Source organism: Sphingomonas sp. 77B (assembly GCF_056497825.1).
This window is the reverse complement of sequence record NZ_JBWMBY010000001.1, coordinates 2,766,961-2,786,043: the sequence shown is the minus strand read 5'-3', so window position 1 is coordinate 2,786,043 and position 19,083 is coordinate 2,766,961. Positions and strand designations below refer to the sequence as shown.

The window sequence follows — 19,083 nt, the reverse complement described above, 5'->3', positions numbered from 1 at the left end:
ACGTTATCATGGCCCGCAAGATCGATCTCGAAGCGCTGTGCGCACAAAAGGGACTGCGCATCACCGAACAGCGCCGCGTGATCGCCCGCGTCCTGTCCGAAGCGGAGGACCATCCGGACGTGGAAAAGGTCTATGAGCGCGCCGCCAAGATCGATCCGGGCATCTCGATCGCGACGGTGTACCGCACCGTTCGCCTGTTCGAGGAAGCGGGCATCCTGGACCGCCACGACTTCGGCGACGGCCGCGCCCGCTACGAGCCATCGCCCGAGGCGCATCACGACCATCTGATCGACGTCGAGACCGGCAAGGTCATCGAATTCGTCGATCCCGAGCTGGAACAGCTGCAAAAGGCGATCGCCGAGAAGCTGGGCTTCCGCCTGGTCGATCACCGGATGGAACTCTACGGCGTCAGCCTCGACCGCAAGGGGTGATGGCCGTCGCGGCCTCGACCGATGCCGAGAGCAAAGGCGGCCTGCGTGCAGCGGGTCGCCTTTTGTGTATCGTGGCCACGCTGCTGATCGCGCTGGCGCTGCACGGGGCGTGGCGGCTGTTCGGCCGTTTTTCACCCTGGCCGCGCTGGTTCCTGCGCCGGGTCGCGATGATCCTGGGTGCGGACATTCGGGTCGAGGGCCAGCCGCTGCGCCGTGACGTGATGATCGCGGCCAACCATCTCAGCTGGTTCGACATATTGCTGCTGGCGGGCACGGCGGGCACGCGCTTCGTCGCCAAGGCCGAGGTCGCCGCCCTGCCGCTGGTCGGCTGGCTGGCGGGACTGAACCGCACGCTCTTCGTCGAGCGCGGCGACAAGCTGGGGGTCGGCGATCAGGTCGCGGCGATCCGATCCGCGCTGGCGGAAGGGCAGCCGCTGGCGGTGTTTCCCGAGGGGACGACGGGCGACGACCTGTCCCTCCTGCCCTTCAAGCCCGCGCTGTTCGCCGCGCTGGTCCCGCCCTTGCCGGGCATCCGGGTGCAGCCGGTGCGGATCGACTATGGCACGGCCGCGCACGACCTGGCGTGGCTCGGCACCGATCCGGGTGATGCCCATGCCAAGCGGGTGCTGCGGCGGCGGGGGCGTTTCACCGTGACCCTGCACTATCTCGCCCCCTTCGATCCCGCCGCTTTTCCGGATCGCAAGGCCATCGCAGCGGAGGCGCGCAGGGGGATCCTCGACACCTGACATCCCCCATCGCCAGCAGTGTTTGTCCGCGATAGGATCGGCGCGCCAATCCGGGGGGACGCCATGCTCAAGACGATTCTCGTTGCCGCCAGCCTGCTGACCACGACCGCTGCGACGGCGCAGATGGCCAACCCCTGTCCCGGCGGCACGACCCCCGCGACGATCCGCCATAACAGGATCAAGCCCGGCCAGTGGGCGACCTTCGCCAAGGCCGTCGCCGCGCACAATGCCTGGTATGTCAGCCACCAGGACCCGACCCGGACGACCCTGGTCCGCGTGGTGACCAAAGGAGCCAGCGGACCCGCTGTCACCGATACCGAAGCGGTGACGATCACGCGCTATGTCTCCGCCAAGGCCCAGCCCCCGCGTGACGCCGCCTATTCCGCCTTTATCGACCTCTACCGCCAGAGCAGCGACATCGCCGACGAAACCCGTGTCTGCCTGCCAAAGGGCTGAGGAACACCGCTTCCTCCCCTGCAAGGGGAGGTGGCAGGGCGCAGCCCTGACGGAGGGGTGTCACCCTATCGAGAGCGGGACACCCCTCCACCAGCTGCGCTGGTCCCCCTCCCCTTACAGGGGAGGAAGGGCGTTGCGCTCCAACGCTGGCGACCGCACGCGATTTGCGATAAGGGCCGCGTCATGCCCGCATCTCCCAAGACCTTCCACGTCAAGTCCTTCGGCTGTCAGATGAACGTCTATGACGGCGAGCGCATGGCCGAGCTGATGGCCGCGCAAGGCCTGTCGACGACCGATGATGCCAGCGCCGCCGATCTGGTGGTGCTCAACACCTGCCACATCCGCGAGCGCGCGACCGAGCGGGTCTATTCGGAGATCGGCCGCCTGCGGAAAGAGGCGGGCGAGCAGGGGCGCAAGCCGATGATCGCGGTCGCGGGCTGCGTCGCGCAGGCCGAAGGCGCGGAGATCGTCCGCCGCGCCAAGGTCGATGTGGTGGTCGGCCCACAGGCCTATCACAACCTGCCCGATCTCGTCGCCAGGGCCGCGGCGGGCGAGGCCGCGCTCGACACCGATATGCCGGTCGAGTCGAAGTTCGCGCACCTGCCCGGCCGTCGCAAGGTGAACCCCTCGGCCTTCCTGACCGTACAGGAAGGCTGCGACAAATTCTGCACCTATTGCGTCGTACCCTATACGCGCGGCGCGGAGGTCAGCCGCTCCTTCTCGGCGATCGTCGATGAGGCCAAAGCGCTGGTCGATGCGGGCGCGCGCGAGATCACGCTGCTGGGCCAGAACGTCAATGCCTGGAACGACGCCGACGATCGCGGGCTGCACGGCCTGATCCGCGCGCTGGACCGGATTCCGGGGCTTCATCGCATCCGCTATACGACCAGCCATCCCAACGACATGACGCAGGGGCTGATCGACGCGCATCGCGATGTCGAGAGCCTGATGCCCTTCCTCCACCTGCCGGTGCAGTCGGGCAGCGACCGTATCCTGAAGGCGATGAACCGCCAGCATACGCGCGACAGCTATATGCGGGTGATGGACCGGGTGCGCGCGGCGCGCCCCGACATCGCGCTGTCGGGCGACTTCATCGTCGGCTTCCCCGGCGAGACAGAAGAGGACTTCGCCGATACGCTGAGCCTGGTCGACGCGATGGGCCATGCCCAGGCGTTCAGCTTCAAATACTCGCCCCGCCCCGGCACCCCCGCCGCGACGATGGCGGATCAGGTTCCGCCTGAAGTGATGGACGACCGACTCCAGCGTTTGCAGGCTGCGCTCAACCGCGACCAGCATGCGTTCAACCTCGCCAGCGTCGGGCGGACCTGCACCATCCTGCTGGAGCGGCGCGGCAAACTACCCAGACAGATGCTCGGCAAGTCGCCCTGGCTGCAATCGGTCCACCTGATCGGCGACCATCAGATCGGCGACCTGGTCGAGGTCGAACTGGTCGCGGCAGGCCCGAACTCGCTGACCGGGCAGGCGAAGGTGAAAGTGGCGGCGTAAGCACCAACCTTTGTTCAGGCTGAGCGAAGTCGAAGCCCACGCCTCCGCGATTTTGTTCGCGCGGAGACGCGGAGGCGCGGAGATGTCTCGCCTGCCGATGGTCCATCCGGCCCTCGCGGTCGGAAGACATGTTCCGAGCGCCTGAAGCAGACAGGCCAAGATCGCGGTTGGATACACCCTCTCCGCGCCTCCGCGTCTCCGCGTGAACCAAAATCTTTTTTGGCGCGCAAAAAACTCTCATCCCGTCACACCCAAGTCACGCAATTTCGCTGGCGTTCCAACCGACGCCACCCCATCTTGGTGGAACCTACAGACGGTGAAAGGACCGCATGAGCCGCAAGCCCCTCCCCGCCCAGGCCGGTGAACGCAGCCGGGCGGAACTCAGCTTCGACAAGCCGCAAGTGCTGGCGCAGCTGTTCGGCCAATATGACCGCAATCTGGTCGCATTGGAGAATCGATTGGGCGTCTACATCACCGCGCGCGGCAACCGCGTCGGGCTGGAGGGGACCGCCGAACAGGTCGCGCTGGCCCGCGACGTGCTGAACGACCTCTATGCCCGTATCCAGCGCGGCGAGGAGGTCGATACCGGCCTGGTCGACGCGTCAATCGCGATGGCGTCCGAACCCACGCTCGACGGCATCCTGAGTGCCGAGCGCAGTTCGACCCCGTCGGTCATGATCCGCACCCGCAAGAAGACGATCGTGCCGCGCACCCCCGCCCAGGCGCATTACATGAAGGAGCTCGTGTCCAACGACATGATCTTCGCGCTTGGCCCGGCGGGGACCGGCAAGACCTATGTCGCGGTCGCGCAGGCGGTGGCGCAGCTCATCACCGGCTCTGTCCAGCGGCTGATCCTGTCGCGACCGGCGGTCGAGGCGGGCGAAAAGCTGGGCTTCCTGCCCGGCGACATGAAGGAGAAGGTCGATCCCTATCTCCGCCCGCTCTACGACGCGCTGCACGACTGCCTGCCCGCCGAACAAGTCGAGCGGCGGATCGCCAGCGGCGAGATCGAGATCGCGCCCATCGCCTTCATGCGCGGCCGGACGCTGGCCGACGCCTTCGTCATCCTCGACGAAGCGCAGAACACCACCCCTGCCCAGATGAAGATGTTCCTGACCCGCTTCGGCCAGAACAGCCGCATGGTCATCTGCGGCGACCCCAACCAGGTCGACTTGCCCGGCGGCGTCGCGGCATCTGGCCTTGCCGATGCGGTGCGCCGTCTGGAGGGCGTCGAGGGCATCGCGATGAGCCGCTTCTCCGCCGCCGACGTCGTCCGCCACCCGATCGTCGGGCGGATCGTCGACGCCTATGAAGGACCCAACGCCTGAGATAGGATGCCGCCATGGCCGAACGCGATCCCTATCCGCCGCTGACGCTGGGCACGGAAACGCGCGAGCAGGTCGCCCGCGCGGCCCGGCGTCTGGGCGTCAGTGAGGAGGAAGCGATTCGGCGGGCGCTGGCGGAGATGCTGGCGAACCGGGTACCCGACCAGCCGGAACGGCGACCGGTGCGAGACGTCATCGCCGAACTGCACCGCACCTCGCCGCTGCCGCCTCCGACAGGAATCGTGATCGACAAGGCCTTTTACGACGATCTTTCGGGCGGCCTGTGACCCTGTTCGTCGATGCATCGGCTCTGGTTGCGATCATCCTCAGGGAACCAGATGTCGACGTGCTTGCCGATCGCCTGGACCGTCACGAGCAGCGTCTGACCAGCGCCGTCGCACTCTGGGAAACGATGGCCGCAGTCCGTCGTGCCCGGGATACGAGCGTCGAACTGGCCTGGGCTGAAGTCGAGCGGTTTCGTACTGCGCTTGGACTAAGCCTCATACCCATCGGCGCCGAGGAAGTGCAACAAGCCGTCATCGCCCATGCCCGCTACGGCAAGGGCCACCACCCCGCCCGCCTCAATATGGGCGATTGTTTCGCCTATGCCTGCGCGCATAGCCAAAGCGCGGAACTCTTGTACAAGGGCGACGATTTCGCCCTGACTGACCTGGCCGATACCGAAAGGCTCCAATGATCGAGATTGCGCTGATCCACGAAGAGCCCTGGTCCGGGGACGAGCAAAGCTGGGAGGCACTCGCCACCCGCGCCGCGCGGGTCGCGATCGAGCGGACGCCGTACGGCCCGCTGCTGACCACGCCCGCGCTGATCGAAATCTCGGTGCGGCTGACCAGCGATGACGAGGTGCACGCGCTCAACCGCCAATATCGCCAGAAGGACAAGCCGACCAACGTCCTGTCCTTCCCGATGGTCCAGCCCGACCTGATCGAGACGGTGACGCAGAATTCCGACGATGGCGAGGTGCTGCTGGGCGATATCGTGCTCGCGCACGGCGTCTGCCTGGCCGAGGCGTCCGAGCGCGGGATTTCGGCGGAGACCCATGCGACTCATCTGCTGGTGCATGGCGTGCTGCATCTGCTAGGCTATGACCATATGAACGATGACGAGGCAGAGGCGATGGAGGCGATCGAACGCGACGCGCTGGCCAGCCTCGGCATCGCCGACCCCTATCTAGTGCGCGAGGACTGACACCCCCCGATGGCCGACGGCCCCAGTAGCAGCACCGGCAACGGTGACTCCAACGAATCCGGTATCTGGCGGGGGCTGAAATCCCTGATCTTCGGCGGCGATCAGGAAGAGTCGCTGCGCGACCAGCTGGAGGGCGCGATCGACCGGCATGAGGGCGATCCCGGCCCCGATGCCAAGGGCGACCTGACCCCGCTGGAGCGGCAGATGGTGCGCAACCTGCTGCATTTCGGCGAACGCGATGCAGGCGACGTGGGCGTGCCGCGCGCCGACATCATCGCGGTCGAGGAGCGGACGACCTTCGACCATCTCGTCCAGATCTTCGCGGAGGCCGGGCACAGCCGCCTTCCCGTCTATCGCGAGACGCTCGACCAGATCATCGGCATGGTCCACATCAAGGACGTGTTCAATATCCTGGCGACCGGCGCGGAGCATCCCGCGACCATCGCGGGATTGATCCGCGATCCGCTCTATGTGCCGATGTCGCGCGGGGCGCTCGATCTGCTGGCGGACATGCGCCAGAAGCGGGTTCATCTGGCGATCGTGCTCGACGAATATTCAGGCACCGAGGGCTTGGTCACGATCGAGGACCTGATCGAGGAGATCGTCGGCGAGATCGAGGACGAGCATGACGACGCGCCCCAGGCGCTGCTCGTGCCGCTCGACGGCGGGGCATGGGATGCCGATGCCCGCGTCGGGCTGGAGGAAGTCGGCCGCGCCGTCGACCCGCTGCTTGAAGAGGCAGAGGACGATGTCGACACGCTGGGCGGCCTGACCGCGGTGCTGGCGGGACAGGTGCCCCCGGTCGGCACCTGTATCGACCATCCCAGCGGCTGGCGGATCGAGGTTACGGAAGCCGACGAACGTCGCATCCACCGCCTCCGCCTGCACCCGGGCGTGGCGACGGCCGAGGAGTGATACGCACCTGTCGGACGGTGGATCGCAACGGCGGCCCCATCGGCTGCGGCGGCATGGCAATCGGCGCGGTTGGCAGGACAGCACGTTTCCGCTGGGACATGGCCGACCGCTCGTTGCACCGACACGGCATCGGAATTGCGCTGGTCCGCGCCGGTTGGACAAGGCCGCCCGCGAGGTCCGGCTGGATACAAGCCAGCGCAGACGAGGTCTTTATGCGCGGCTAGGTTTTCGTACCGAAACGATGACGGCCGAGAGATATGGGCCGGGGCTGGATCGATGGGATATGGTGCGGACGCTCTGAACGCTGTTCGTGAAGCGACGTGGTGGGCGGCTTGCCGGACAATCAGACAAACCGCCCCGCAGCACCCTTATGCCTGCTGATACCGGAAGCGCATCAAACTGGCGGTCTGCTGATCGTCGCGGGGCGCAGTGCAGCGCGCGGCCGTTTCGTGTTCGACGCATTCGTCATAGCTCGAATAATAGATGTCCAGCCGAGGCCGGCCATTGAAATCATAGCCAGAGCAGCGAATTTCGACTTCCTGCTGACACGTCGGAGCGGCAACAGCTGGCGTTGCCGCTCCAGCAACGGCGACCGTCGCGAGTGCGGCGAACCCCGGAATGGACAGCGCAATCTTCTTCATCTTGGCCTCCCTGAAATGCCCTATGGCGCGATCGAGTGTAGGCGCAGGTTCAAGCCGGACAATGCCCGATGGGTTCGTTTCGGAGGGGACGTCACCACCCGCTCAAGATCACTCAATCGATCACAGACTGCATTTTATTACGTTATCTCCGCACAACGGCCTGCCCTATGGGCTGCGGTGAGAAGGTTATGAAGCTCAGGCCTCCGAGTTCGAGGGCGCGGAATAACTCCCTGTCTTTTGCGCCCTTGACGGCCGCCGGTGCGCTCCCCGTGGCACCGGCGGCCAAATTTTTGAGGCGCGGAGCCCATAGGCGCTTCCCCCGACGCGCTGCGCCGCCTAGTTTCCGCCCATGCGCAAACATGTCCTGATCGTCCTTGGCATCATCGTCCTGATCGGTATCGGGGTCGTCACCTGGCTCGCCTGGCCCGACACGGCGCGGCTGAGCGTCGATCAGGTCGCGGGCAGGGTGCCCACGATCAGCGCGCCGCGCGAGCAGACGATCCCGACGGTCGACATCGCCAAGCCCATCGGCTGGGCGAACGGCGCCAAGCCCAGCGTCGCGCCGGGGCTGGCCATCCAGCCCTTCGCCAGCGGGCTCGACCATCCGCGCTGGCTGTACCAGTTGCCCAATGGCGATGTGCTGGTGGCCGAGACCAACTCGCCGCCGCGGCCCAGTTCGGGGATCGTCCAGCGGGTGATGAACTTCTTCCTGGGCCAGGCGGGCGCGGCGGTGCCCTCGGCCAACCGGATCACCCTGTTGCGCGACACGAACGGCGACGGCGTGGCGGATGTGAAGACGCCGTTCATGACCGGGCTCAACTCGCCCTTCGGCATGGTGCTGTTCGACGGCCAGCTCTATATCGCCGACACCGATGCGCTGGTCCGCGTACCGTATCGCGACGGCGAGACGAAGATCACCGCCAAGCCCGAAAAGGTCGTGCCGCTGCCGCCGGGGGGCAATCACTGGGCGCGCAACGTCATCGCGTCGGGCGATAACAAGACGTTATTCGTGTCGGTCGGTTCGGCCACCAATATCGCCGAGAACGGCATCGATGCCGAGAAGAACCGCGCGGCCATCCTGCAGGTCTGGCCACAGGACAAGAACTGGCGCATCTATGCGGCAGGCCTGCGCAATCCGACCGGCATGGCGCTCAATCCGGTCAACGGGCGGCTGTGGACCGTGGTCAATGAGCGCGACATGCTGGGCTCCGACCTCGCGCCCGATTATCTGACCCAGGTCGAGTTCGGCGATCACTTCGGCTGGCCCTGGTATTATTGGGGCGGCTATCCCGATAACCGGGTCCAGCCGACCAATCCGCCGCTCCAGCAATATGTGAAGCGCCCCGACTATGCGCTGGGGCCGCATGTCGCCGCGCTCGGCCTGACCTTCTCAGAGGGCGCGAAGCTGGGCGACAAATATGCGCAAGGGGTGTTCGTCGGCGAGCATGGCTCGTGGAACCGCAAGCCACCCTCGGGCTACAAGGTCGTGTTCGTGCCCTTCGCGGGAGCCTTCCCGGTGCCGAACGCCAAGCCGGTCGAGGTGGTTGGCGGCTTCCTGAACGCCAAGGGCGAGGCGCAGGGGCGGCCCGTGGGCGTGATCGTCGACAAGACCGGCGGCCTGCTGGTCGCGGACGATGTCGGCAATATGGTGTGGAAGGTCAGCGCGGCGAAGTGAGGTCGGGCGCCCGCCCAAAGCTCAGGCGGGCTTCACCTTCAGGAGCATCAGACCGAAACCCATGAAGATGGCGCCGGTCGCCAGGTTGAATGCCCGTTTCACGTTCGGCCTGCCGAGGTGGCGCGACAGGGAGCGTCCACCCAGCGCATAAACCCCGTACCACATCGCCTCGATCACGGCGAAGCTGCCCACGAGGATCGCGAATTGCGGCACCTGCGCCTTTGCCGGGTTGATGAACTGCGGGAGGAAAGCCACCGCAAACAGGATCAGTTTGGGGTTGCTGATCCCGATCAGCAAGCCCCCTCGAAACACTGCGCCGCGCGACAGACCCGGCGATAGTGCCCCGCCCCCGACGCCGCCCCCGACATCGACCGGCGCGACATCCGCGCGCCAGGCCTTGATACCCAGGAAGAGCAGATAGGCGACGCCCAGATAGCGGATCACCTCGAATGCCCCCGGCAGGGCCAGCAACAGGGTCGTCAGTCCGGCCGCAGAGGCGGCGAGGACGATCACGACGGCGGTCAGGCATCCCGCCATGGCAGCGATGCTGCGCCTCAGTCCCATATCGACCGAGCGGGTCATGATATGCAGCATGTTCGGGCCAGGCGTCCCCGAAAGCAGGAACACCGCCCCGACGAACAACCACCAGGTATGAAGCGCCATCTTTTCCTATTCTTCCCAACGCCCGTCAGGCCCCCCTATTTCAACAGCTTCGGCACCTCCGACCGGATCACCGCCTCGAGCTGGCCGGAGAAGAGTGACAGGAAGGCGGGCAGGTTCACCACGGCGTGGACCTTGTCCTCATAAACCGTCGCCTGCGCGCCGATCGACTGACCCATCGCGCCGACGGTGAAGTGCATCGTGTCGCCGTCCCAGCGATGCTCGACGGTCGCGCCGCCGGGGATCATCCGGCCGATCTTGCCGATACCGCCGTCCAGCCGCTGGCGCACGCCCTCCTTGCCGAGCTTGTGCGGGATATCGAGCGAAATGGGGGCGCTCATGCGGTCATCTCCGTAGCGAAAAGCATCGCGTCGTCGGCAAAGGCCTTGAACTCCAGCGCATTGCCGCTGGGGTCGCGGAAGAACATCGTCGCCTGCTCGCCAGGCTGGCCCTTGAAGCGGACATAGGGGGCGATGCCGAAGGAGACGCCCGCCGCCTCGACCCTTGCGGCCAGTGCCTCCCAGTCCGGCATAGTCAGGACGACGCCGAAATGCGGTACCGGCACCTGATGGCCATCGACCGCGTTCTCGACCGCGACCGGCTTGGCCGCCGGATCGAGATGCGCGACGATCTGATGCCCGAACAGGTCGAAGTCGATCCAGTGATCGCTCGACCTCCCCTCGAGACAGCCCAGCACCTCGCCATAGAAATGGCGGGCTGCGGCCAGGTCGTGGACCGGAAAGGCAAGGTGGAAAGGGCGCAGGGTCATGCGGGGGAAGCTAGGGTGGCGGGGCGGGATTTGCCAGCATTTCCGAGCTTCCGCCCCTCCACCACCCGGCCTTGCCGGGCGGTCCCCCTCCCCAAGCACAGCTTGGGGAGGATTTGTTCAGCCCATTCCTCCCCGAGCTTGGCTTGGGGAGGGGGACCATGCGCAAGCATGGTGAAGGGGCATCACCCCACATCCCGCATTGCTCCTGTCACAGGCCCGCGCCATATCCTGCCGCCGTGACCCGCTATCCCGCTCTTATCGCCCTGATCGCCGGGGCCGTCGCCGCCTGCGGCTTTGCTCCGCTCGACCTGTGGCCGCTGCTGCTCATCGGGCTGATCGTGCTGCTCGCGCTGGTGCAGGATGCGCCGAGCATCCGGAGTGCGCTCTGGCGCGGATGGGCGTTCGGGGTCGGGCATTTCACCGTCAACAACAACTGGTTCCAGCACGCCTTCGACTTTCAGGACAAGATGCCGCCGGTGCTGGGCTATTTCGCGGCGGTCGGCTTGGCGCTGTACCTCGCCATCTTTCCGATGGCGGCAGCGGGTGTCGCCTGGCGGTTGCGCGGGCGGCGGCCGGATGCGGCTTATGTCCTGATCTTCGGGGCGGCGTGGATCGCGACCGAGTATCTGCGCGCACGCCTGTTCACCGGCTATGCCTGGGACCCGATTTCGGTCGCGTGGCTGCCGGTGATCGGCGTGGCGCGGATGAGCGCATTCGTCGGCACCTATGCGCTGTCGGGGCTGACCGTCGTGCTGGCGGGCGCAATCTGGCTGGCGCTTCGGCGGCACTGGCATCTGGCGGCGGTGATGGTGCCCGCCACCGGGCTCGCCGCACTGTCCGCCCCCCTCACCCGCGCGCCCGAGCCCGCCGCCGATGCGCCGTTGGTCCGCGTGGTTCAGCCCAATGTCAGCCAGGACCAGCGCGGGCAGAGCGACGGGCCTCTACTCCTCCAACGGCTGACCGAATTGTCGGGGCGCCCCGGCCCCCGTCCGCGTCTGGTCGTCTGGCCCGAGGGCGTCGTGCGCGACATGATCGAGGACGGTTATCCCGACTGGGCCTATTTCGGGTTCAATTACGCCCCCCCCTTCTGGACGCGCCGCCAGATCGCCCGCGTGCTTGGGCCCCGCGACACCGCGCTGGTCGGCGGCACCGCGCTGATCTTCTCGCCCGACCGCGCTCGGGTGAGCAGCGCGACGAACAGCGTTTTCGCGATCGATCCGCGCGCGCAGATCACCGGCCGCTACGATAAGGCGCATCTGGTGCCGTACGGCGAATATCTGCCCATGCCGTGGCTGCTCAAGCCGCTGGGGCTTGCCCGCCTCGTCCCCGGCGACATGGACTTCACCCCCGGGCCCGGTCCCCGCAATCTGCGCGTGCCCGACTTTGGGCCGGTCGGGGTGCAGCTCTGCTACGAGATCATCTTCTCCGGCCAGGTGGTCGACGAGGCGCATCGCCCGCGCCTGATCTTCAATCCGTCCAACGACGCCTGGTTCGGCCGCTGGGGGCCGCCGCAGCATCTGGCGCAGGCGCGGATGCGCGCGATCGAGGAGGGGCTGCCGATCATCCGTGCGACGCCCACCGGCATCTCGGCGATCATCGCCGCCGATGGCCACCTGATCGCCACCGTGCCCCACGAGACGGCGGGTGCCGCGCAAGCCCCCCTGCCCGCCGCCCTGCCGCCCACGGTCTTTTCGCGCATCGGCAACATGATGGCACTGGCCATCGCCGCAGCGCTGGCCGCGATCGGCGTTGCCTTCCGCCGCCGTGGCCGCTAGGACCGATATAAAGCTATCTTTATATCCTTATGAGGACGGGAATGCGGAACTCGTACATCTTTACCTCGGAATCGGTTTCCGAAGGTCACCCCGACAAGGTCGCAGACCAGATCAGCGACGCGATCGTCGACCTGTTCCTGTCCAAGGATTCGGAAGCGCGTATCGCCTGCGAAACCCTGACCACCACCAACAAGGTCGTGCTGGCGGGTGAAATCCGCTGCAAGGGCGTGTTCGAGAACGACCAGTGGGCCGAGGGCGCGCTGGAGGAGATCGAGCAGACCGTGCGCGATACCGTCAAGCGCATCGGTTACGAGCAGTCGGGCTTCCACTGGCAGACCTTCGACTTCTCGAACAACCTGCACGCCCAGTCGGCGCACATCGCGATGGGTGTGGACGAGAGCGGCAACAAGGACGAGGGCGCCGGCGACCAGGGCATCATGTTCGGTTACGCGACCGACGAGACGCCCGGCCTGATGCCCGCCACCCTGTATTACAGCCACAAGATCTTGGAAAAGATGGCGGCCGACCGCCACTCCGGCGCGGCCCCCTTCTTGGAGCCGGACGCCAAGAGCCAGGTCACGCTGCAGTATGAGAACGGCGTGCCCGTCCGCGCGACCGCGATCGTCGTGTCGACCCAGCATTCGGCAGAGCTGTCGAACGAGGCGGGCCAAGCCAAGCTCCGCGACTATGTGACGTCCGTCCTGACCGACATCCTGCCCGAGGGCTGGCTTCCGCAGGACAAGCAGATCTACGTCAACCCGACCGGCCTGTTCGAAATCGGCGGCCCGGACGGTGACGCAGGGCTGACCGGCCGCAAGATCATCGTCGACACCTATGGCGGCGCGGCCCCGCATGGCGGCGGCGCGTTCAGCGGTAAGGACCCGACCAAGGTCGACCGCTCGGCGGCTTATGTCGCGCGCTACCTCGCCAAGAACGTCGTCGCGGCGGGTCTGGCCAAGCGCTGCACCATTCAGCTGTCCTACGCGATCGGCGTCGCCGAGCCGCTGTCGGTCTATGTCGACCTGCACGGCACCGGCCAGGTCGAGGAAGCCAAGCTGGAGGCCGCGCTGCCGAAGCTGGTTCGCCTGACCCCCAAGGGCATTCGCGAACACCTCAAGCTGAACGCGCCGATCTATTCCAAGACCGCCGCCTATGGCCATTTCGGCCGCGAAGCCGAAGGCGCGCTGTTCACCTGGGAGAAGACCGACCTGGTCGACCAGATCAAGGCCGCCGTCGCCTGATCCGATCGCCATCGGCAAAGGAAAAGGGGAGCTTCGGCTCCCCTTTTTTATTCCCGCGTCTCGCCCTGCACCTGTCCGTGCGCGAGCAGGGTGAACAGCCCCGCGCCGCCGACCAGGTTGCCGAGGATCGCCGGGATCAGCAGGCCGAACACGGTGCGTCCCAGATCGGCCTGGCCGGTGAACAGCAACAGGAACGCCTCGTCCGCGCCGACGATCGAGTGGCTGAACCCGGCGATGGCGATGACATAGGTGATCGCCAGGATGATCCAGAAGGCCTGGGTCCGGCCATTGGGCAGGATCCAGGCAACCACCGCGATCAGGAATCCGGCGGGGATGGCGTTCACGAACGTCTCCCACCCGCCCAGTTCCAGGATGCGGGCCGACACCGTGACCATCGCCTCGCGGATCTCGGCATTGCCCAGCGCACCCGCCGCGACCATTCCCGCCGCCAGCGCGGTGCCGATCAGATTGGCGAAGAGCACGATCCCCCACAGCCGCAAGGTCCGCCGGAGCGCCCAGCCCGACGGCTTCGTCACCAGCGGCAGCATCGCGGTGATCGTGCTTTCGGTGAACAGCTGCATCCGCCCGAGAATGACGACGAGGAATCCCACCGGATAGCCAAGCGCCGCGACCAGCCCGCGCCACAGGGCCTCGGGAAGCCCGGCATGGAGCGCGCCCTCGGCGATCAGCGAGCTGTGGATCGCAATTCCCGCCGCCAGCCCCGACCAGAACAGCGCGCCCGCGGGCCGGTCCAGCTCGCTCTCCCCCGCCTCGCGCACCGCGCGGTGAAGGTCCTTGGCATCGGCGGCCTTTTGCGCCTTCCCGTCATCCACGGGGCCATCGGGTTGGGGAGCATCGTCATTCATGATGCCAGGGCAACGAGCGGCCCCACCCTTGGCTCCCTCCCCGACCCGCGCTAAAGGCCCGGCGATGAACGATCCGACGACGATCCGCCGCCTTTACGGTCGGCGCCAGGGCCATAAGCTGCGCCAGGGCCAAGCCGCGCTGGTCGAGGAGATGCTGCCGACATTGAGCGTCCCCGAGGAAGGGCCGTTGGATGCGACGCGTCTGTTCTGCGAGGATCGGCCGCTCCAGGTCGAGATCGGCTTCGGCGCGGGCGAGCATCTGGCCGGACAGGCCGAGGCGACGCCGGGCACCGGCTTTATCGGCTGCGAGCCGTTCCTGAACGGCGTGGTCGGCGCGCTCGGCCATATCCGCGACCGGGAGCTGACCAATGTCCGCCTGCACATGGGCGACGCGCTGGAAGTCATCGAGCGGCTGCCCGATGCTAGCCTGGAGCGCGTCTATCTGCTCCACCCCGATCCCTGGCCCAAGGCGCGCCATGCCAAGCGGCGGATGATGAACCACGGCCCGCTCGACACCATCGCGCGCAAGCTCAGGTCGGGCGGCGAGTTTCGCCTCGGCACCGACGACCCAACCTATTGCCGCTGGTCGATGATGATTATGAACGGCCGAGACGATTTCGAATGGCAGGCGCGCACGCCCGCCGACTTCCTGACCCGCCCCGCCGACTGGCCCGAAACGCGCTACGAACGCAAGGCCCGCCGCCAGGGGCATGAAGTGTGGTATTTCCGGTATATCCGGCGGTAATCCCCCGCCCCCCGAAGCCTAGAGGCGAAGCTGTGCGCTCCGATGATCGGTGCGCACCGCGTCAAGCAATCCGGGCATGGCCGCGATCGGCCGCAGGCCGCGCCGGGTCATCTCGGCCTGGATCGCCTGGGCGTCGCCGCCGCCGGGTTCTGCGCTGGCCATGGCGAAGGCCAGGAGCAGCGATTCGTCGTCCATGAATTCCATGAGATCGGGGTCCAGCATCGGGTTCATCACCATCCTCCCTTTTTATTCTGGATCAATAACAACTGGAGCGCGCGCTGGTTGCCATTGCTGCCGCTTTCGGGACGAACACCCGCGCCCTCTGGCGGGGGCGGGCGGCCACGCTATAGACGGCAGCTTCCGAATTTGAGGCAAGACATGGTCGATGACAGCTGGGGCGTGACGCCGCCGCGCGGCGGACTGCGCGTCCGGACGAATGACAGTTTGGAAGAGCGCGCCGCCGCACGGGCCAAGGCTCGCGAGGCGCGGGCGGCCGACCGCGGTGCGCTGATGGCCGAGCGGATGGAGGCACGCGCGGCCTTCCGCGAACGCGAGACGCTGGCCCGCGAAACGGAGCGCGCCGCACGCCGCGAGGCGGAGGAAGCCGCCGCCGCGAGGGACCCCCATGCCGCCGCCGCCAAGCGGCACCGCACCTCGGGGCGCAAGGATGTGGTGCGCGAACAGCGGGATACCCGCGGCTATACCACGGTGGTCGACGAGGGGCGGATCCGCGAATTGTCCAAACGGGGGGCGTCGCTATCGGGCCTGGCGGCGGCATTCGGCATTACGCCGGAGGAGGTCGCACACATCCTCGCGACGGACGAGCCTTCCTGATCCTTCCCCGGCCTTAGAGGCTGCTGCCCACCACCGCGCAGGCCAGCGCCATCAACAGCCCGGCAAAACGGTTCGACCGGAACCTATGGAGCGCGCCTGCGCCGTCCTCGGGCTTCAGCGTCACGACCTGCCATCCCAGATGCAGCGCCACCGGCGCCAGCGCCGCGACCGCCAGCCCGTCGGGCCGTACCAGCCAGATCGCCCCGGCCCAGCACAGAACCGCCGCTAGGTAGAACGCCCCCACGCCCGGCTTCACATACGCACCCATGCGCAGCGCCGAGGAGCGCACCCCGATCAGCGCATCGTCCTCGCGGTCCTGAAGCGCGTAGATGGTGTCGTACCCGATCACCCAGGCGATCGACCCGGCATAGAGCAGCCACAGCGGCGCGGAAAGTTCGCCTGCCACCTCCGCCCAGCCGACCAGAGCGGCCCAGCTGAACACCATGCCCAGCCATGCCTGCGGCCACCAGGTGATCCGCTTCATGAAGGGATAGGCCGCGACCGGCGCCAGGCTGGCGACCGCGACGATCGCGGCGAGCGGGCGCAACTGCACGAGCACGACAAGGCCGATCAGGCACAGCGCCACCAGCCAGATCGCCGCCAGTTTCACCGACACCAGCCCCGACGGGATCGGCCGCGCGCGCGTCCGTGCCACCTTGGCATCCAGGTCGCGGTCGACGATGTCGTTGAACACGCATCCCGCCCCGCGCATCGCGATCGAGCCGAGCAGGAACCACAGCACCAGCGGCCATCGATCGGGCAGCCCGCCCGCCAGTGCGATCGCCCAGACGCCGGGCCAGAACAGCAGCCACCAGCCGATCGGACGGTCGAACCGCGCCAGCAGCGCCAGCCCGCGCAGTCGGGGCGGCAGTCGCCCGACCAATCCCCGATGCTCGCTATCGGGTACGATCTCGACGGTCATGGGCTCGATGGTCATGGGGCTGGCCCCTATGGGGGCGACCCGTGGCGCGCAAGCCCGTTCGCGGCTATCGTCACCGCCGTGATCCTCCCGCGCGCCTCCCTGTCATGATCGGCCTGTCGGTCGCGGTCGGCCGTTTCGTCGAGGCGCTGTTCTGGGCGATCCTGCGCGTGGCGGGCATGGTCGGCGGCGTGGTGCTGCTCGTCGGTGCCGTGCTGGGCGTGATGTGGTGGACGATCCGGCGGCGCTAGACCGTGATGACGTTGCGTTGAACCAAGGAGAGCCCCTCCCCTGAAGGGGAGGGGTTTGCCTCGATTCAATGCAATGTCATCATGCTCTAGGTGTTTGGTCCCAGTATTTGATGGTGCGGGTTTGATGTAAAGCGTGCTGGCTCGTTCTGCCATGCTTTGCAGATGGCCTCGTAGGGCGTGAGGCCTTTGAGCGTCTTGAGCCTGCGGCCGAAGTTGTAGGCGGCGACGAAGTCGCCGAGATGTTGCCGGAGCTGGTCGTGGCTGTCGTAATGGTAGCGCTTGACGGTCGCTTCCTTAATGGTGCGGTTCATCCGCTCGACCTGGCCGTTGGTCCAGGGATGCTTCACCTTGGTGAGCCGGTGCTCGATGCCGTTCTCGTCGCAGACGCGATCGAAGATGTGGTGGAAGGCGTATTTTTGGTGGGCATGGTTGGTGAACTGGATACCGTTATCGGTCAGCACGGTGTGGATACGGTAGGGCACGGCCGTGACCAGATTACGCAGGAACTGCGCCGCGATCATCTTGCCACCTTCCTGATGCAGTTCGACGAACGCGAACTTGCTCGTTCGGTCGATCGCCACGAACAGGCGCAGCTTGCCCTCGGCGGTCTGAACCTCGGCGATGTCGATGTGGAAGTAGCCGATCGGGTAGGTCTTGAACTTGCGTTTGGGCGTCTTGTCGCCGGTGATCTCGGGCAACCGGCTGATGCCATGGCGTTGCAGGCAGCGGTGTAGCGACGAGCGCGTCAGGTGCGGGATCGTCGCCTGTAGCGCGTAGAGGCAGTCGTCCAGCGGCAGCAACGTGTGGCGCCGGAAAGCGACGATGACCGCTTCCTCCTCGATGGTCAGTACCGTCGAGTGCGGGTCCTTCGGCCCAGTCGGCAGATCCTTGACCGCCGTCCGCTTCTTCCACTTCGCGACGGTCTTCTGGTTGATCCCGTGGCGCTTCGCCAGCACCCTCAGGCTCTCTTGACTATGTTGTATCGCTCGACGGACCGCCTCTGTCGTGCGGGCGCTCCCGTGTAGAACCTGTCCCATAGTGCATCCCTCCAAGCTTGCGACGATGATGCACCATCAAATGCCGGGATCAAACACCTAGGCGGCCAGCATCGCCAGCTGCGAGCGGAGGACGTCCAGATTATGCTGCGCCAGATGGCTGCCGCGCCCGGAAACGCTGCCTTCCAGTTCGGGGCGCTCGCCGATCGCCAGACAGCGTTGCCATGCCCCCTCGGCCAGCGGCAGCCAATGTGCGATCGCATGGGCCGGATCGGCCATGGCCCGGTCGAGCAGCAGATCGCCCAGGACGAAGAAGAAGTCCGGCGATTCGGGCCAATGCGGCATTTCCCCATCGGCCAGCGCCAGCGCCTCGTCCAGCCGCCGCGCCTTTGTCAGGACCGTGATCGCGGTGACGACCAGTTCATGCCGCCAATTCGCCTCCGCCGGGGTCAGCGCCAGCGCCTGCGCAAAATGGGTGCAGGCGGCGGTCAGGTCGCCGCGCATCCGCGCGTCGCGCGCGATCTGGTAATGAAGGTACGGATCGTCCGGCTGCTCGGCCAGATCGCGCAGCAGAAGGGCATGATTGCGATCGCGCTTGGGGGCGATCTGCGCCGTCAGATAGCCGTCATGCCCGACATGCACGGGCAGGGCCACGCGCGGCAACGGGGAAGCGACCTGCTCGTGGACACGCCCCTCATAGCGTGTGCCGCGCGGGATCAGCCGGGTGATCCAGCTGCGCGTCGCCGTCGCGCCGTCGTCATGCTGGTTGTGGATGCACAACCGCCCCAACAGCGCCGAGCCGCTGCACCAGTCGCGCAGGGTCTCGCCACCCGCTATCAGCCATTCGTCGGCGTCCAGCATCAACGACCAGTCGCTGTCGGCAAGATCGAGGACATGGTTGCGCGCGATCGAGAAGCTGTCCGGCCAGGGCAGATGATGCACCTCCGCCCCGGCGGCCTTGGCGATCGCCACGGTATCGTCGGTCGAGCCGGTGTCCAGCACGACCATGCGGTCGACCCATGGCACGACGCTTTCCAGGCACCGCGCGATGCAGCGCGCCTCGTTGCGGACGATCAGGGTCGCGGCGATCGACGGTGCTGGGGACATGACAGGAGTCGAAGGTT

General features: G+C 66.7%; 24 protein-coding genes. 15 read left to right on the top strand and 9 right to left on the bottom strand.

The genetic code is table 11. The annotated features are described in order from the left end of the window. The first annotated feature begins 8 nt into the window (after window positions 1-8). From AC1GI4_RS13055 to AC1GI4_RS13015, 9 genes are all read left to right on the top strand, one after another. Window positions 9-431, top strand: coding sequence for a Fur family transcriptional regulator (locus AC1GI4_RS13055; protein WP_294271170.1), 423 nt, complete (start codon window positions 9-11; stop codon window positions 429-431). After that, window positions 431-1,177, top strand: coding sequence for a lysophospholipid acyltransferase family protein (locus AC1GI4_RS13050; RefSeq protein ID WP_479629794.1), 747 nt, complete (start codon window positions 431-433; stop codon window positions 1,175-1,177). The genes AC1GI4_RS13055 and AC1GI4_RS13050 overlap by 1 nt, the downstream gene beginning before the upstream one ends. A 63-nt stretch (window positions 1,178-1,240) precedes the next feature. Then, window positions 1,241-1,633 (top strand): hypothetical protein, encoded by a 393-nt coding sequence (locus tag AC1GI4_RS13045; protein ID WP_479629793.1) that lies wholly within the window; start codon window positions 1,241-1,243, stop codon window positions 1,631-1,633. A 183-nt stretch (window positions 1,634-1,816) separates the two neighbouring features. After that, window positions 1,817-3,139, top strand: coding sequence for a tRNA (N6-isopentenyl adenosine(37)-C2)-methylthiotransferase MiaB (gene miaB, locus AC1GI4_RS13040; RefSeq protein ID WP_479629792.1), 1,323 nt, complete (start codon window positions 1,817-1,819; stop codon window positions 3,137-3,139). A 329-nt stretch (window positions 3,140-3,468) separates the two neighbouring features. Continuing rightward, window positions 3,469-4,467, top strand: a complete 999-nt coding sequence (locus AC1GI4_RS13035; protein WP_294271156.1) for a PhoH family protein — start codon at window positions 3,469-3,471, stop codon at window positions 4,465-4,467. A 14-nt stretch (window positions 4,468-4,481) separates the two neighbouring features. Further along, entirely contained in the window at window positions 4,482-4,751 is a 270-nt protein-coding gene (locus AC1GI4_RS13030) for a hypothetical protein (protein ID WP_479629791.1), read from the top strand. Beyond that, entirely contained in the window at window positions 4,748-5,161 is a 414-nt protein-coding gene (locus tag AC1GI4_RS13025; protein WP_479629790.1) for a type II toxin-antitoxin system VapC family toxin, read from the top strand. Before AC1GI4_RS13030 ends, AC1GI4_RS13025 begins: the two co-directional genes overlap by 4 nt. Further along, window positions 5,158-5,673, top strand: a complete 516-nt coding sequence (gene ybeY / locus AC1GI4_RS13020) for an rRNA maturation RNase YbeY (protein ID WP_479629789.1) — start codon at window positions 5,158-5,160, stop codon at window positions 5,671-5,673. Before AC1GI4_RS13025 ends, ybeY begins: the two co-directional genes overlap by 4 nt. A 9-nt stretch (window positions 5,674-5,682) precedes the next feature. After that, on the top strand, window positions 5,683-6,588 hold the full coding sequence (locus AC1GI4_RS13015; RefSeq protein WP_479629788.1) for a hemolysin family protein: 906 nt from the start codon (window positions 5,683-5,685) through the stop codon (window positions 6,586-6,588). A gap of 368 nt (window positions 6,589-6,956) precedes the next feature. On the opposite strand, the gene AC1GI4_RS13010 is transcribed toward AC1GI4_RS13015, so the two are convergent. Beyond that, window positions 6,957-7,229 (bottom strand): hypothetical protein, encoded by a 273-nt coding sequence (locus AC1GI4_RS13010; RefSeq protein ID WP_479629787.1) that lies wholly within the window; start codon window positions 7,227-7,229, stop codon window positions 6,957-6,959. Between the two features lie 349 nt (window positions 7,230-7,578). On the opposite strand from AC1GI4_RS13010, the gene AC1GI4_RS13005 reads away from it, so the two are divergent. Beyond that, complete coding sequence (locus AC1GI4_RS13005) at window positions 7,579-8,904, top strand: PQQ-dependent sugar dehydrogenase (protein WP_479629786.1); 1,326 nt, start codon at window positions 7,579-7,581, stop codon at window positions 8,902-8,904. Between the two features lie 21 nt (window positions 8,905-8,925). Here AC1GI4_RS13005 and AC1GI4_RS13000 read toward each other — a convergent pair whose 3' ends face one another. The 3 genes from AC1GI4_RS13000 to AC1GI4_RS12990 are packed head-to-tail and all read right to left on the bottom strand — an operon-like array spanning window position 8,926 to window position 10,333. Continuing rightward, window positions 8,926-9,567: a LysE family translocator gene (locus AC1GI4_RS13000; protein ID WP_479629785.1), complete on the bottom strand. Its 642-nt coding sequence runs from the start codon at window positions 9,565-9,567 to the stop codon at window positions 8,926-8,928. A gap of 35 nt (window positions 9,568-9,602) precedes the next feature. Then, window positions 9,603-9,905, bottom strand: a complete 303-nt coding sequence (locus AC1GI4_RS12995) for a polyhydroxyalkanoic acid system family protein (RefSeq protein ID WP_479629784.1) — start codon at window positions 9,903-9,905, stop codon at window positions 9,603-9,605. After that, window positions 9,902-10,333 carry a VOC family protein gene (locus AC1GI4_RS12990; protein ID WP_479629783.1) on the bottom strand — a complete coding sequence of 144 codons (432 nt, stop codon included), beginning with the start codon at window positions 10,331-10,333 and terminating at the stop codon, window positions 9,902-9,904. The genes AC1GI4_RS12995 and AC1GI4_RS12990 overlap by 4 nt, the downstream gene beginning before the upstream one ends. Window positions 10,334-10,569: 236 nt before the next feature. Here AC1GI4_RS12990 and lnt point away from each other — a divergent pair, with 236 nt between their 5' ends. Both lnt and metK read left to right on the top strand, forming a co-directional pair. Next, window positions 10,570-12,108, top strand: coding sequence for an apolipoprotein N-acyltransferase (lnt, locus tag AC1GI4_RS12985; protein WP_479629782.1), 1,539 nt, complete (start codon window positions 10,570-10,572; stop codon window positions 12,106-12,108). A gap of 41 nt (window positions 12,109-12,149) precedes the next feature. Further along, on the top strand, window positions 12,150-13,349 hold the full coding sequence (gene metK / locus AC1GI4_RS12980; RefSeq protein WP_433908971.1) for a methionine adenosyltransferase: 1,200 nt from the start codon (window positions 12,150-12,152) through the stop codon (window positions 13,347-13,349). 47 nt (window positions 13,350-13,396) lie between these two features. Here the strand turns inward: metK and AC1GI4_RS12975 are convergent, their stop codons facing one another. After that, window positions 13,397-14,215 (bottom strand): formate/nitrite transporter family protein, encoded by an 819-nt coding sequence (locus AC1GI4_RS12975; protein ID WP_479629781.1) that lies wholly within the window; start codon window positions 14,213-14,215, stop codon window positions 13,397-13,399. Window positions 14,216-14,279: 64 nt separating this feature from the next. On the opposite strand from AC1GI4_RS12975, the gene trmB reads away from it, so the two are divergent. Further along, on the top strand, window positions 14,280-14,960 hold the full coding sequence (gene trmB / locus AC1GI4_RS12970; protein WP_479629780.1) for a tRNA (guanine(46)-N(7))-methyltransferase TrmB: 681 nt from the start codon (window positions 14,280-14,282) through the stop codon (window positions 14,958-14,960). A gap of 18 nt (window positions 14,961-14,978) precedes the next feature. On the opposite strand, the gene AC1GI4_RS12965 is transcribed toward trmB, so the two are convergent. Continuing rightward, window positions 14,979-15,191, bottom strand: coding sequence for a hypothetical protein (locus AC1GI4_RS12965; protein ID WP_294271119.1), 213 nt, complete (start codon window positions 15,189-15,191; stop codon window positions 14,979-14,981). Between the two features lie 147 nt (window positions 15,192-15,338). On the opposite strand from AC1GI4_RS12965, the gene AC1GI4_RS12960 reads away from it, so the two are divergent. Further along, window positions 15,339-15,794: a hypothetical protein gene (locus tag AC1GI4_RS12960; RefSeq protein WP_479629779.1), complete on the top strand. Its 456-nt coding sequence runs from the start codon at window positions 15,339-15,341 to the stop codon at window positions 15,792-15,794. Window positions 15,795-15,807: 13 nt separating this feature from the next. Here AC1GI4_RS12960 and ubiA read toward each other — a convergent pair whose 3' ends face one another. Next, entirely contained in the window at window positions 15,808-16,716 is a 909-nt protein-coding gene (gene ubiA / locus AC1GI4_RS12955) for a 4-hydroxybenzoate octaprenyltransferase (protein WP_479630406.1), read from the bottom strand. A gap of 41 nt (window positions 16,717-16,757) precedes the next feature. Between ubiA and AC1GI4_RS12950 the strand changes: the two genes are divergently transcribed. Continuing rightward, a complete protein-coding gene (locus tag AC1GI4_RS12950; protein ID WP_479629778.1) occupies window positions 16,758-16,964 on the top strand; it encodes a hypothetical protein in 207 nt (68 codons plus the stop codon). Between the two features lie 86 nt (window positions 16,965-17,050). Here the strand turns inward: AC1GI4_RS12950 and AC1GI4_RS12945 are convergent, their stop codons facing one another. Beyond that, entirely contained in the window at window positions 17,051-18,001 is a 951-nt protein-coding gene (locus AC1GI4_RS12945) for an IS481 family transposase (RefSeq protein ID WP_479628588.1), read from the bottom strand. A 57-nt stretch (window positions 18,002-18,058) separates the two neighbouring features. After that, window positions 18,059-19,066 (bottom strand): glycosyltransferase, encoded by a 1,008-nt coding sequence (locus tag AC1GI4_RS12940; RefSeq protein ID WP_479629777.1) that lies wholly within the window; start codon window positions 19,064-19,066, stop codon window positions 18,059-18,061. Between the last annotated feature and the right edge of the window lie 17 nt (window positions 19,067-19,083).